Origin of the sequence: Pseudocolwellia sp. AS88 (genome assembly GCF_030551755.1) — a bacterium.
Classification (GTDB): Bacteria; Pseudomonadota; Gammaproteobacteria; order Enterobacterales; family Alteromonadaceae; genus Pseudocolwellia.
In genome coordinates this window covers 68422-82390 of sequence record NZ_JAUPEC010000019.1, presented here as the reverse complement: position 1 = coordinate 82390, position 13969 = coordinate 68422, and the positions used below count along the sequence as shown (strand labels likewise).

The window sequence follows — 13969 nt, the reverse complement described above, 5'->3', positions numbered from 1 at the left end:
TAAAATATAAAACGCCCAATGAAGTACATCAGGCGTTTTAATTAAATGACTGTCAACCTATATTAGGACGGGTCATAGGTATATTTTTAATATAATAAAGCCCCCTATTCTCTCTCACTATTTTTATACTCTGCTAAAATCATAAGTTATTATTCATTTAAACATCCTAAATTAAAGTAACGATGGGTGCTGCTAGCTTTGCAGGATGTTTTTAAAAGTTATACCTTCGTATAACTTTTATTGTTATGTGTAATAGTTTTAATATAATATCACATTTCGAAATATAATTTCACAAAACAAAAGCAAAACAAACTTAAATTCGGAATTAGAAATGATTAGTGTATTTGATATGTTCTCGATTGGCATTGGCCCATCAAGTTCACATACTGTGGGGCCAATGAAAGCCGCCCATTTATTTGTTCAGCATTTATCTGAAGCCGATCATATGGATCAGGTTAAACGCGTTAAATGCGAATTGTTCGGTTCGTTAGGACAAACAGGTATCGGTCATGGAACAGGTAAAGCTGTAATATTAGGACTTTGTGGCGAGCAGCCTGAAACTATCCCTGTAGATTTTATTGATAACATACTTGAACAAGTTGTTAACACTCAAACCATTACTCTAAATAAAACCCATAATGTTTCTTTCCCAAAAAAAGACGCCATTATTTATCACAGAAAGAAGACCTTAAGTGCCCATTCAAATGGTATGACATTATTCGCTTTTGATGAAAGTGATGAGCTTATATTAGAAGAAACCTATTTCTCTATTGGTGGTGGCTTTATTGTTCAAGACTGCGATTTTGAAAAAGAAAAAGACAAAGCCCTTTCATTACATAGCAATATTAAACGCCCACATCGATTCACTAACGGTACTGAGCTATTTAATATCGCTAAAGAAAATCATATAAACGTTAGTACAATTATGATGAATAATGAAAAGTGCTTAAATGATGAAAAAACCATAAGAATTCAACTTCTTAATATATGGCAAGCTATGCAAGATTGTGTGGACAGAGGTATTAGAACTGAAGGTATATTACCTGGCGGTTTAAAAGTTACACGCAGAGCGCCCGCTTTATATCGAACATTAACAGTTGAAAAGAATAGTGACCCACTTGTTGCGATGGACTGGGTTAACTTATTTGCACTTGCTGTTAATGAGGAAAATGCTGCTGGCGGGAGAGTTGTGACTGCGCCAACCAATGGAGCTGCAGGGATCATTCCTGCTGTACTGTGTTACTACAATAAATTTGTTAAGCCGGTAAGTGATGATGATTGCATTAAATACCTACTTACTGCTGCAGCTATCGGTATTTTATATAAAACCAATGCCTCAATATCTGGTGCTGAAGTAGGCTGCCAAGGCGAAGTTGGCGTGGCTTGTTCTATGGCTGCTGGAGCTTTAACTGAAATTATGGGGGGTAACCCTCAACAAGTGGAAAATGCCGCTGAAATAGGTATGGAGCATAATTTAGGTTTAACCTGTGATCCTGTTGGCGGTTTAGTACAGGTGCCTTGTATAGAACGTAATGCCATGGGTTCAGTTAAAGCTATTAATGCTTCTAGACTAGCCCTACGGGGTTCAGGTACTCAAAAAGTCACTTTAGATAAAGTCATAAAAACGATGTGGGAAACAGGCAACGACATGAAAACCAAATATAAAGAAACATCACGTGGTGGTTTAGCCGTAAATATTATTGAATGTTAATGGATTCGTTTTGAATTAATCTGGTTGAGAATAAGTACTGGTTCATTATCAGTATTAAAATAATATTATTATCTAAACCTTAAAAATAAATCACACATAAAAAAAGAGAGCTGATGCTCTCTTTCTTCTTTAAATAAAACAAAACTTAACGAACAGGCAATTCAATATTCGAAAATAGCTCATCAATATCATTATTGTTTTTCAGTAATACTGCACGTGTTACTAAATCTCTATTAAGATGAGGAGCAAAACGTTCAATAAAATCAAACATGTAACCTCTTAAGAATGTGCCTCTTCTAAAGCCAATCTTAGTGGTGCTTCTTGTAAACAAATGGCTCGCATCAATAGTGACTAAATCACTATCAATTTTAGGGTCCATTGCCATAGAAGCAATAACACCGATACCAACGCCCATTCGTACATAAGTTTTAATTACATCAGCATCTGTTGCTGTAAAGGCTATCTTAGGTTCACAACCGGCATTAGTGAATGCTTTATCGAGTTCAGAACGTCCAGTAAAACCAAAAACATAAGTAACCAAAGAATACTTAGCGATATCTTGAATCGTGATATCACGTTTCTTAGCTAAAGGATGATCAGCCTTAACAATAATACTTCTGTTCCAGTGATAACATGGCAACATAATTAAGTCGTTGTATAAATGCAGAGATTCGGTGGCAATCGCGAAATCAGTATCACCTTTTGAAGCAGATTCACTAATTTGAGCTGGAGTCCCCTGATACATGTGCAAAGAAACTTTGCTATATCGCTTCATAAAACCTTGAATAACTTCAGGCAATGCATAACGTGCCTGTGTATGTGTAGTAGCTATACGAAGCTTACCTTCATCAGGTTGAGTATGTTCACGTGCTACAGCTTTAATAGCTTCAACTTTAGAAAGTATCTCTGTGGCAATATTAATAACTTCATTACCTGCTGGAGTTACATGAGTTAAATGTTTACCACTGCGACCAAAAATTTGAATACCTAATTCATCTTCAAGCATCCTTACTTGTTTACTGATACCCGGTTGAGAAGTAAATAAGCTTTCCGCTGTAGCGGAAACATTTAAATTATTGTTGAGTACTTCAACAATGTAACGGAGTTGTTGTAGTTTCATTTTGGCTGCTTCAAAGTTTCTTATTCCAAAAATATATACTTAATTTAACATTTATTCCATATTAATTTTTATTTAACGTAATTTTTATCAAAAGATTATAAGGAAATTATCATTTCATTGCCTTATTAGGTCATTCAACTTTGTATTATTATTATACTTAGCTATTATTTATAGTTGTAAATCAATTTAAAACTATGAAGAGTCTGGCATTTTTTGTAGACTCACACAGTATCTTTTCATGTAACGTCGAGTTGAAGTAAAATATGATTATAATCATTATCGGATTAATAGTTTTGTTGATAGTAGGTGTAGTTGTCGTTAATGGCGTGCAACAACACAAAGCTAAACAAGAACAAGAAAGACGTGCTAAAACAGCAAAATTCAAAGCTATAATTGATGAGTCTGAACAGCTTATAGCCAACTTAACTCATTTACCTGCTAGTCCTGTTTTGGTTAATATTATAAATACTAGAAGCCTTAACGCTGCTAAAGCTATGTTACAACTTTCACCATCAGCAAAAGCGACGAAACAAAAAATACAAGAGCTAGAAGCAGCTATAAGTAGCACTAAAGATACAACGCAAGGAAGTGATGAAAACTTCACTTTACCTGATAACGAACAGCAACTTGTTGGTATTTTACAAACCATTAAAAAGTTACGAATAATGCTTAAATCGGAGCAATCAAAGGGTAGTATTGAAGCTCAGGTGTATAGTCAGCAAGATCTACGTTTAGATGCTATGCAGCTTAAAATTGGCGTTGAAAGCATTATAAATAGAGGGCAAAAAGCTTATTCAAAAGAAATGCTTGGTTCGGCACGTCAATATTTTGAAAAAGCATTACAAACATTAACAAGCCATCCACATCAATCTGAATATACAACAACAAAGCGCACTGAAATTGAAGATAAACTAGAGGAAATCACAACAGCTCTTAAAGTGACGAACGCACAAGACGCAGCTAAAAAGGCTAAAGATGAGGAAGACGATTTAGATATGCTCTTTCAACCAAAAAAGAAATGGTAACTTAGTCGTATCATATTAATCGAATAAACCAGCTTATAAGCTGGTTTTTTTATATTTGATTTTTACAAAACTATATTTACTAGTTTATTCACTCTCACCAAGAACTTCCTGAGTTATTATTCTCAAATTTTCACCTTTCATTTCTTCCAAAAAAAGAAAACATTTCAACACTTAAATTAAGTGTTTAACTACGGTAAGCTTGTCAGGTGTTTACACCCTATAAGATTTATTATTTGTGTCCAAGTTATTTGAAATCGCCCTCCCTTCATTCTTAAGAAGAGTATTAAAAGCTTATGCGCTAAAAGCAGAGATTCGAGCGATTGGTTGCTCCCTTTCACGCAAAGGAAGATCTAGGAATTGGCTACTTTCAGCAAACTTTGAACAACTAGAAACAATCATCAAATTTATCCACCAATCTGAAGAACCATCTTGGCAATGGCTAGCTAAACATTTAAGTGAACACAAAACAAACTTAAGCCACCAAGAGCTTGTAAATATAGCGGCAAAACAATCTGGTATATCAATCAACCAGCTAATGGCTAAAACAGACTGTACAATTGCTGAAGCACGCTTAGTGATTGATGAATTGGAAGACTTATAATACCAATTTGATTAATAAATTACTCAACTTAGAGTTTAAAAGGCTTATTAGCTTCGTTATTGGTCAACTATTCTCTTCAATCAATGCCTTGTATATAAGCCTTTTGATTCTCGCTAAGTGGTCAATTAATCAATTTGGTCTAATTCAATAACAGTTTAATCAATTTAATTTTAGACAATAAAAAACCAACTAAATTAGCTGGTTTTTTATTTGTGAGTTAAACCCTCATTAAGTTAGTTTTTCTTCTAACCAAGGTTTAACTGTTTCAAGTGCAGCTACAAGATTTTCAGGTTGGCTACCACCTGCTTGTGCCATATCAGGACGACCACCACCTTTACCACCTACTTGCTGGGCAACCACGTTAACTAGCTCACCTGCTTTAACAGAGCTCGTTAAGTCTTTCGTTACACCTGCAATTAGACTCACTTTATCGTCATTGGCAGTCGCTAAGAAAATAATGGCTGAACCCATTTTGTTCTTAAGGTCGTCTACCATGCCACGTAAAGATTTAGCTTCAGCATTTTCGAGATTAGCAATAAGTACTTTAATACCATTAATTTCTATTGCCTGACTCACTAGATCAGAACCTGCTAAGGCTGCCAATTTCTGCTTCAATTGAGCAATTTCTTTTTCAAGTAATTTACTCTTACCAATTAACTGCTCTACTTTACCTGCAGCACTGTTTACATCAGATTTAACCAGAGAAGCAATTTGTGTCAGTGAGCCTGCTTGTTCATCAATAAAGCCTAAAGCACCGTCACCAGTATAAGCTTCAATACGTCTAACACCAGCAGCAATACCTGATTCAGAGCCTATTTTGAATAATCCAATGTCACCTGTTTGGTTAATATGAACACCGCCACATAACTCAGTAGAAAAACCACCTAAAGTGACAACACGAACTTCTTCATCATACTTCTCACCAAATAATGCCATAGCACCTTTTTCTTTGGCTTGTTCGATGTTCATTAATTCAGTATTACGCTTATGGTTAGCACGAATTTCTTCATTTACCATACGTTCAACGGTATGTAATTCTTCAGCAGTTACCGCTTCAAAATGTGAGAAATCGAAACGTAGTTTTTCTGCATCACATAAAGAACCTTTTTGAGTAACATGATCACCCAAAACTTTACGTAAAGCAGCATGAAGTAAATGAGTAGCTGTATGGTTTTTGATGATATTTTGACGACTTTCTAAATCAATTTCAGCTTCGACTTTATCGTTCAAGCTGATATCACTTTGTGCAACACCGTGATGGGCAAAAGCATTACCTAACTTAACTGTGTCTTTAACTTCAAATATTCCTGAAGAAGTACGAAGAACACCTGTATCACCAACTTGTCCACCCGATTCAGCGTAAAATGGAGTTTGGTCTAAAACAACAACACCTTTATCACCAGTCTTCAAACGTTGAACTGACTCGCCATTCGCAAACAATTCAACAACAGTAGAATCTAATGCATGTTGAGTGTAACCAACAAACTCACTTACCTTTTCAGATTTTAACTGTTGATTGTAATCGGTGCCGAATTGACTCGCTTGTTGGGCTCTTTCTCGCTGACGAGTCATTGCTTGATCAAAGCCGTCTTGGTCAATTGTTAAGTCACGTTCACGTGCAATGTCTGCTGTTAAATCAGCTGGAAAACCATAAGTATCGTAAAGTTTGAATACATCTTCACCTGAAATCACATCGCCTTCCATTTCAGCTAGCATGTTATCAAGTAATGCAATACCTCTATCTAAAGTTCGGCCAAACTGTTCTTCTTCGATACGTAATAATTTTTCAATCGTTACTTGTTGTTCAATAAGTTCTGGGTAGGCATCGCCCATTTGCTTAGCTAGCGAGGCTACAATTTTATAAAAGAATTCTGTTTTAGCTTCTAATTTATTACCGTGACGCACAGCACGACGAATAATACGTCTTAGTACATAGCCGCGACCTTCGTTTGATGGAATTACACCATCAATAATAAGGAAGCTACATGAACGTATATGATCAGCAATTACACGCAATGATTTGTGCTCTAAATCTTTACAGTCGAGTAAATTAGCAATATCGGAAATTAAGTTTTGGAAAATATCAATTTCGTAGTTGCTGTGAACACCTTGTAAAATAGCTGAAATACGCTCTAAGCCCATACCTGTATCAACTGACGGTTTAGGAAGTAAGTCCATGTCACCGTTAGCTTGACGATTGTATTGCATGAAAACGATATTCCAAATTTCAATAAATCTGTCACCATCTTCATCTGGAGAGCCAGGAGGTCCACCAAAAATATCTTCGCCATGATCATAAAATATTTCAGAACATGGTCCACATGGGCCAGTATCACCCATTGACCAAAAGTTGTCTGATTCATACTTCTTATCTGGAGATTTATCACCAATACGAATAATTTTTTCTACTGGCACACCTATTTTTTCAGCCCAAAAATTAAATGCCTCATCATCGTCTTTGTATACAGTGACTAATAATTTGTCTTTAGGAAGTTGTAGTACTTCAGTAAGAAATTCCCACGCGTATTGAATAGCTTCAATTTTAAAGTAATCACCAAAACTGAAGTTACCTAACATTTCGAAGAAAGTATGATGACGCGCTGTATAGCCAACATTTTCTAAATCGTTATGTTTACCACCGGCTCTTACACAACGTTGCGAAGAAGTAGCACGGGTATAGCTACGTTGCTCGGTTCCTAAAAATACATCTTTAAATGGCACCATACCGGCATTAGTAAAAAGTAAGGTTGCATCATTACCTGGAACTAATGAGCTACTAGGTACAATTTGATGTTGCTTAGATTCGTAAAAACCTAAAAATGCTTGACGTAATTCAGCACTCGTTTTAATCATGGGAAAATCCAATTCGTTAACATTTAATTATTTATTTTCGACTTTTGTGTAATTACAAAATGGAGAAAATTTCATCGGAGGCGAAGCCTCTACTCTGTAAAAATCGTGCACGCTTTGCTTTATCTTTTTGATCAATAACAGCTGCTGTACCAAAGCGTTTATTATACGCGAGCTCTGCTTGAAGATACCAATCAATTTGCTGATTATTGTTTAATTCTGAGATGATTGATGAGCTTACACCTTTTTGGCTAAGTTCATTATATATATAACCAATCATATTCTCGATTAATACATGTTCTAAATACGCTTTCAGCGAAGCGTTCGTTACTCAAATAATCTTCAGCAATTAGGAACCCGATAACAGGATTTGTCTCTTCAAGTTCAAATTTTCTTAACAACAAATTATTCGTTAACTCTTTAGTAGAATGTTGTGTACTAGAGAGTAAACCAATGGCTTAATGTAAAATGCTTTTATTCAAGTAACTAAACCTTTTCTTTGGACATACGAATCGATAAACGTATTAAAGATTACAACAGCAATTTATACGCTAACAGTTTAAAAATCATATAACTTAAAAATTCAATTAAATTAATATGATAGAAACCTAAGCAAGATTAATTTTAAGCTAGGGCCTGTTGAGCTTTCGAGTATGTTAGTAAAAATATCAAATTTATCGATACCATCTTATTTTACTGATTATTGAGCGCAATTAAACCAGTTATGTCATTATTTTCAATAAAGAATGTTATAAGTTAGATCTTTATATTCGACTACACAGAAAATGAAGCGTTAACGATCAGGCAATAAATTTTATTCCCTATTTAAACTAAAGAGCAAGTTCAAACTGGTGATGTTCATCAGGTTCATCGCAAAGGCCAATATGAACCCCAAGTAAACGAACTGCCTTTCCCTCTCCTCTTATTAATGCATCATTCAAAAGTTCGTTAAAAACACTTTCATCAAAACTATGATATTTGAATTCTTTTGTCGTTTGATGAAAATCTTTAAATTTTACTTTTACCCCCAATTTACTTATCTCCCGTGTTTTTAAGTAGAGTTCGGAGCGCTTTTTTAACTCAGGAATTAAGTTACCAATCATATAGTCGCTCAACTCTTCTTTGGTATGAATATCTTGTGCGAAAGTTCTTTCAACGCCTACAGATTTTCGTACTCGACTAGTAACCACTTCACGATTATCTATGCCTTGGCATTTATCCCATAAAGACACGCCTAACTTACCAAATTTATGCATTAGTTCTGATTTATCACGAGCGATAACGTCTCGTCCAAACTCTAAACCGTTAGCTTTTAATTTTTCGAAGGTAACTTTACCTACACCAGGTATTTTATTAAGAGGCATTTTTTCAATAAAAGCAGCTACTTGTTCTGGCGTGATAACACATTGACCATTAGGCTTATTTTCATCGCTGGCTATTTTGGCTAAAAACTTATTAGGTGCTATACCGGCTGAAGCTGTGAGATTAAGTTCTTCGAAAATTTCTTGCCTGATTTGTTCTGCAATAAGTGTCGCGCTGCCATTGCATAGTTTGCAGTCAGTAACATCTAAAAAAGCTTCGTCTAAAGATAAAGGCTCAATTAGCTGAGTATATTTTTCAAAGATTGCTCTTATTTGTACCGATATTTCTTTATATACATCCATTCGCCCAGGAACAACAATCAGCTGGGGACATTTTTGTAAAGCTATTGAGGTTGCCATTGCTGAGTGAACACCGAACTGTCTGGCGATATAGTTGCATGTAGAAAGTACACCACGCCTGTCAGACTTACCTCCAACAGCTACCGCCTTATTAGCTAATGTTGAGTTATCTCTGATCTCTACCGATACAAAAAATGCATCCATATCAATGTGAATAAATTTTTTAACCATGAAAAGCCCAAAACACTGTATATTAAAACAGTTTAAGCGAAGTAAGGTATATGTTCAATCAAGGAAATGAGTAATATTAGGAGAGGTTATGAAAGAAGTAAGTGCAACAGTCAGTATTACTTACTTAATATTTGCTTAATAATAAATCAATTAAACCAATAATTAGCTATTTGCTATCTTGTTAATGTTGGCTAATTCGTCTTCACTAAAGCTTAAATTGTTTAATGCTTTTACTGAATCAAGAATTTGTTCTTTTTTACTTGCACCAATTAAGCACGAAGTTACTGCTTTATTATTTAAGGTCCATGCAATCGACATTTGAGCTAAGGTTTGCTCACGACTTTTAGCTAAGTTATTTAGTTGTTCTATTTTTACGATTTTACTTTCTGTAATATCGCTATTATTAAGATAAATAAGTTCAGATCTTGAAGCTCTAGAACCCTCAGGAATTCCCTGTAAATACTTATCTGTTAGTAAGCCTTGAGCTAGAGGTGAGAATACAATAGAACCTACACCTTGATCTAACAATACGTCTGTTAAGCCATCTTCAATCCAACGATCAAAAATATTATAACGTGGCTGATGAATAAGTAATGGCGTGCCTAAACTTTTAAGAATATTTACCGCTTTAGTAGTTTGTTCAGGATCGTAACTAGAAATACCAACATATAAAGCTTTACCAGATTTAACTAAGTGATCTAGCGCTTGCATTGATTCTTCTAGCGGAGTTTCATTATCCATACAGTGATGATAAAAAATATCAAAATATTCTAAACCTGTACGTTTTAAGCTTTGATCACAACTTGCTATAAGATACTTTCTTGAACCGCCAATCCCATAAGGACCAGGCCACATATCATAGCCCGCTTTACTCGATATAATAAGTTCGTCTCGATAAGGCTTAAGGTGTTGCTTTAAAACACTACCGAATGTTGACTCTGCTGAACCAAATGGAGGGCCATAGTTGTTAGCTAAGTCGAAATGGGTAATACCTGAATCAAAAGCAGTAAATAAAAGCTCTTGCGCATTAGACAAAGAATCAACGCCACCAAAATTTTGCCATAAACCTAACGATAACTTTGGCAGTAAAAGTCCGCTGTTACCACAACGACTATATTGCATAGTTTCATATCTAGCTGTGTTTGCTAAATACAGAGGGTTAGGTTCATGTGTGATCATTAATAGTAGGTTCTTATTTTTTAGTATTAAATATTTTTTATATCAATAGAGTTTTCGTTATTTGCTGCTGCTTTTTCTCGTGCGATTCTTTTCTCACAAGGGTTTTCACAATCACAGGCTTTTTCAATGCCCATTGAGGATAAACCACCACACGAACCAGCAAGGGTCTTATTCTGAAAAATATAACCCACAGCCATTGCAGCAACTACAACAAGAAAAAAGCCAAATGTAATTAAAAAGATGCTCATAATATAGCCTTAATATTCGTTAAAATATAATAAATGTATAACGCTGACTTCACGTTTATTGTGACTGTGAGATAGACCGAGAGTTTTAATATTAAATTCTCAGGCTAATCGCTAATCTCACTTCATGCGCTATTTTTCTAATGCTTTACCATCATAATTAATAGCGCTGATATTATTTTAGATACTGACTGAATTTTACCGTGCTTTGTTCAACAAAGCCATTATCCGACTTACTAATAAAGTAAGCAGCTATATCGTTGTCTTGAGCAAATTTGAGCGCTCTTTCTTCACCCATCACCATCATGGCTGTTGATAGCCCGTCGGCTGTCATAGAAGAAGGATGAATAACAGTTACAGACACTAGCTTATGTTTAATAGGTTTACCGGTTTTTGGATTTATTATGTGAGAAAAGCGCTCGCCGTTAGATTCAAAATAAATTCTATAATCACCTGATGTTGCCACCGCATTATCTTTAGGTACTATAACTTGTTGAACAACTCTTTCATCATTAACCGGTTTTTCAATCGCAACATGCCATAACTCACCGGTGTCTTTAAAACCTTTTAAGCGTAACTCACCACCTATTTCTACCAGGTAATTATCTATACCTTTGCTTTCAACTAACTCTGCAATAAGATCTACGCCATAACCTTTAGCGATAGTAGAAAGGTCGATGTAAAGCTCATCAATTTTTTTACTTAATTGGTTACCATTTAAAGTAATATTTTCAATACCTACTTTAGCTTTTGTTTGCTGAAGTAACTCATCAGAAGGAACATTATCAAGATGAAATTCAGGTCCAAACCCCCATAAATTAACTAAAGGCCCTACTGTAACATCTAAACTACCTTCGCTAAGTTCACCTAAGCGAATAGCTTCTTTAATAACGCGAGCTAAACCTTTAGATAAAGTTACAGGCTCTGATGAACGTAACTGATTAAAGCGAGATAGTTCTGAATCCTTAATGTAAGTTGACATTTCTTGGTTCAGATTTACTAGAGCGGCATCTATATCTTCTTGTAATAACTCAGTATCGACTGAATCATTTTCTACAATAACTTTGATATTGTAGGTGGTCCCCATCGTTTTACCTTGCAGTAAAACTTCTTGTTTATCTAAATTTTTACTTGGGAAACATCCTGTCAGTAATGTTAACAATGCTGCTATTAAAATTAAGTTTTTCATACAACTTCCAAAAAATTATTATTTATGTAAATACACTGCTCAGATAGTTCTAAAAATAAAGTGTTCTTATATAAATAATAAAAGACGACCTAAGTCGTCTTTAATGTTCATCATTCTAATGAATTATATTTTTATCTTAAGCGAAGAATATTGGTGCTATTTCAAGACGGATGCACGGAGTTGACGTTAGTCAATGAGTACATCCAACGCTGAAATAGCGTCAATAGGCAAACTTAAAGAAAAATATTAGCCACCGAAATCATCTAACATGATATTCTCGTCTTCTACGCCTAAGTCTTTAAGCATATGAATAACAGCTGCATTCATCATTGGAGGACCACACATGTAGTACTCACAATCTTCAGGCGCTTCATGATCTTTCAAGTATTGTTCATGTAGTACATTATGAATAAAACCTGTTAAACCATCCCAGTTATCTTCTGGTTGCGGATCTGAAAGTGCAACATGCCATTCGAAGTTGTCATTATCAGCCGCTAAGCCGTTATAGTCATCTTCATAGAACATTTCACGTAGTGAACGAGCACCATACCAGAACGACATTTTACGTTTAGAATTTAAACGTTTAAGTTGATCGAATATATGTGAACGCATCGGCGCCATACCAGCACCACCACCAATAAATACCATTTCTGCATCAGTTTCTTTCGCGAAGAATTCACCGAATGGACCTGAAATAGTTACTTTATCACCTGCTTTTAAGCTAAAGATGTAAGACGACATTTTACCGGCTGGTAAATGTAATCTTCCTGGAGGAGGCGTAGCAATACGCACGTTAAGCATGATAATGCCTTCTTCTTCAGGATAGTTAGCCATTGAGTATGCACGTAACGTTGGTTCATCAACTTTTGATTCAACATCAAAAAAGCCAAAATGATTCCAATCGCCACGATATTGATCATCAATATCAAAATCGCTGTATTTCACGTGATGAGCTGGAGCTTCAATTTGAATGTAACCACCCGCTCTAAACGGAACTGATTCACCATTCGGTATTTGTAGCTTAAGTTCTTTAATGAAAGTTGCTTTGTTATCGTTAGAGATAACTTCACATTCCCATTGTTGAACACCAAAGATTTCGTCTTCTACTTCGATATCCATGTCTTGCTTAACAGCAACCTGACATGAAAGACGACAACCTTCTTTAGCTTCACGCTTAGTGATATGCCCTTGCTCAGTTGGTAAAATATCTCCACCGCCTGAATGAACGTGTACACGACACTGTCCACAAGTACCACCGCCACCACATGCTGAAGGAATAAAAATACCTTGGTCAGCAAGTGCGCCTAATAGCTTTCCGCCAGCACTAGTAGTAACTGCTTTAGCTGGATCGCCATTTATACTGATAGTCACGTCACCTTCTGCAACTAACTTCGATTTAGCAAATAAGATTACTAGAACCAAAGCTATAACGATCGCAGTGAACATGCCTACGCCGAGAATGATTTCCATCGACTTTTCCTTATACTTCTCTAGGGGAATACAAGTTAATACTCGTATTCCTTGTTAATCTTATTATAACGAAATACCACCGAAAGAAAGAAAGCCAAATGCCATCAATCCTGCAGTAATAAACGTAATACCCAAACCTTTAAGGCCATCTGGAACGTCAGAATATTTCATCTTTTCGCGAATACCAGCAAGCAATACAATAGCTAATGCCCAACCGATACCAGAGCCAATACCATAAACAACAGACTCACCTAGCGTTAAGTTTTTAGATACCATAAATGATACCGCACCAAAAATCGCACAGTTAACTGTAATTAACGGCAAAAAGATACCTAATGCTTGATATAACGCAGGGAAGTATTTATCTAACACCATTTCAAGGATCTGAACTAATGCAGCAATAACACCAATGAACGTTATAAATGATAAGAAACTTAAATCTATTGTTTCTTTAGGGTTTGTAATACCCATCAATGAATCTAAAGCACCAGGCGATAATATTGCTTGGTAGATTATTTGGTTAGCAGGAACCGCAATACCAAGTACTACGATAACAGCTACACCTAAACCCATAGCAGTACTTACTTTCTTAGACACAGCTAAGAAAGTACACATACCTAAGAAAAAGCTTAAAGCGATGTTTTCAATGAAAATCGTTTTAACTAATAAACTAATATAATGTTCCAT

General features: G+C 35.5%; 12 protein-coding genes. 3 read left to right on the top strand and 9 right to left on the bottom strand.

What is annotated here, in order from left to right:
• Window positions 1–331: 331 nt before the first annotated feature.
• Complete coding sequence (locus tag Q5N69_RS13445; RefSeq protein ID WP_304369491.1) at window positions 332–1711, top strand: L-serine ammonia-lyase; 1380 nt, start codon at window positions 332–334, stop codon at window positions 1709–1711.
• A 145-nt stretch (window positions 1712–1856) separates the two neighbouring features.
• On the opposite strand, the gene cysB is transcribed toward Q5N69_RS13445, so the two are convergent.
• Window positions 1857–2831, bottom strand: a complete 975-nt coding sequence (gene cysB, locus Q5N69_RS13440; RefSeq protein ID WP_304369490.1) for an HTH-type transcriptional regulator CysB — start codon at window positions 2829–2831, stop codon at window positions 1857–1859.
• Window positions 2832–3094: 263 nt separating this feature from the next.
• Here cysB and Q5N69_RS13435 point away from each other — a divergent pair, with 263 nt between their 5' ends.
• Together Q5N69_RS13435 and Q5N69_RS13430 are read left to right on the top strand one after the other, a co-directional pair.
• Window positions 3095–3856 carry a hypothetical protein gene (locus Q5N69_RS13435; RefSeq protein ID WP_304369488.1) on the top strand — a complete coding sequence of 254 codons (762 nt, stop codon included), beginning with the start codon at window positions 3095–3097 and terminating at the stop codon, window positions 3854–3856.
• Window positions 3857–4091: 235 nt separating this feature from the next.
• Window positions 4092–4457, top strand: coding sequence for a ribosome recycling factor family protein (locus tag Q5N69_RS13430; RefSeq protein WP_304369487.1), 366 nt, complete (start codon window positions 4092–4094; stop codon window positions 4455–4457).
• A gap of 228 nt (window positions 4458–4685) precedes the next feature.
• Here the strand turns inward: Q5N69_RS13430 and alaS are convergent, their stop codons facing one another.
• The 8 genes from alaS to nqrE all read right to left on the bottom strand — a co-directional run bounded on the left by alaS (window position 4686) and on the right by nqrE (window position 13969).
• A complete protein-coding gene (gene alaS, locus Q5N69_RS13425; RefSeq protein ID WP_304369486.1) occupies window positions 4686–7310 on the bottom strand; it encodes an alanine--tRNA ligase in 2625 nt (874 codons plus the stop codon).
• A gap of 52 nt (window positions 7311–7362) precedes the next feature.
• Entirely contained in the window at window positions 7363–7587 is a 225-nt protein-coding gene (locus tag Q5N69_RS13420; protein WP_304369485.1) for a regulatory protein RecX, read from the bottom strand.
• A 550-nt stretch (window positions 7588–8137) separates the two neighbouring features.
• Window positions 8138–9199, bottom strand: coding sequence for a DNA polymerase IV (gene dinB, locus Q5N69_RS13415; protein WP_304369484.1), 1062 nt, complete (start codon window positions 9197–9199; stop codon window positions 8138–8140).
• A gap of 162 nt (window positions 9200–9361) precedes the next feature.
• Window positions 9362–10378, bottom strand: coding sequence for an L-glyceraldehyde 3-phosphate reductase (gene mgrA, locus Q5N69_RS13410; protein WP_304369483.1), 1017 nt, complete (start codon window positions 10376–10378; stop codon window positions 9362–9364).
• A gap of 26 nt (window positions 10379–10404) precedes the next feature.
• Window positions 10405–10626 (bottom strand): (Na+)-NQR maturation NqrM, encoded by a 222-nt coding sequence (gene nqrM, locus Q5N69_RS13405; RefSeq protein WP_304369482.1) that lies wholly within the window; start codon window positions 10624–10626, stop codon window positions 10405–10407.
• Between the two features lie 172 nt (window positions 10627–10798).
• The gene (locus Q5N69_RS13400) at window positions 10799–11812 is read right to left on the bottom strand and encodes an FAD:protein FMN transferase (protein ID WP_304369481.1); all 1014 of its coding nucleotides are present in this window, start codon (window positions 11810–11812) and stop codon (window positions 10799–10801) included.
• 246 nt (window positions 11813–12058) lie between these two features.
• Window positions 12059–13282: an NADH:ubiquinone reductase (Na(+)-transporting) subunit F gene (gene nqrF / locus Q5N69_RS13395; protein WP_304369480.1), complete on the bottom strand. Its 1224-nt coding sequence runs from the start codon at window positions 13280–13282 to the stop codon at window positions 12059–12061.
• A gap of 63 nt (window positions 13283–13345) precedes the next feature.
• Complete coding sequence (gene nqrE, locus Q5N69_RS13390) at window positions 13346–13969, bottom strand: NADH:ubiquinone reductase (Na(+)-transporting) subunit E (protein ID WP_304369479.1); 624 nt, start codon at window positions 13967–13969, stop codon at window positions 13346–13348.

Bases quoted from the DNA above. Each gene is read 5' to 3' on its own strand.
- Q5N69_RS13445 (WP_304369491.1), top strand. From the start codon at position 332: ATGATTAGTGTATTTGATATGTTCTCGATTGGCATTGGCCCATCAAGT.
- cysB (WP_304369490.1), bottom strand. From the start codon at position 2,831: ATGAAACTACAACAACTCCGTTACATTGTTGAAGTACTCAACAATAAT.
- Q5N69_RS13435 (WP_304369488.1), top strand. From the start codon at position 3,095: ATGATTATAATCATTATCGGATTAATAGTTTTGTTGATAGTAGGTGTA.
- alaS (WP_304369486.1), bottom strand. From the start codon at position 7,310: ATGATTAAAACGAGTGCTGAATTACGTCAAGCATTTTTAGGTTTTTAC.
- Q5N69_RS13420 (WP_304369485.1), bottom strand. From the start codon at position 7,587: ATGATTGGTTATATATATAATGAACTTAGCCAAAAAGGTGTAAGCTCA.
- dinB (WP_304369484.1), bottom strand. From the start codon at position 9,199: ATGGTTAAAAAATTTATTCACATTGATATGGATGCATTTTTTGTATCG.
- mgrA (WP_304369483.1), bottom strand. From the start codon at position 10,378: ATGATCACACATGAACCTAACCCTCTGTATTTAGCAAACACAGCTAGA.
- nqrM (WP_304369482.1), bottom strand. From the start codon at position 10,626: ATGAGCATCTTTTTAATTACATTTGGCTTTTTTCTTGTTGTAGTTGCT.
- Q5N69_RS13400 (WP_304369481.1), bottom strand. From the start codon at position 11,812: ATGAAAAACTTAATTTTAATAGCAGCATTGTTAACATTACTGACAGGA.
- nqrF (WP_304369480.1), bottom strand. From the start codon at position 13,282: ATGGAAATCATTCTCGGCGTAGGCATGTTCACTGCGATCGTTATAGCT.
- nqrE (WP_304369479.1), bottom strand. From the start codon at position 13,969: ATGGAACATTATATTAGTTTATTAGTTAAAACGATTTTCATTGAAAAC.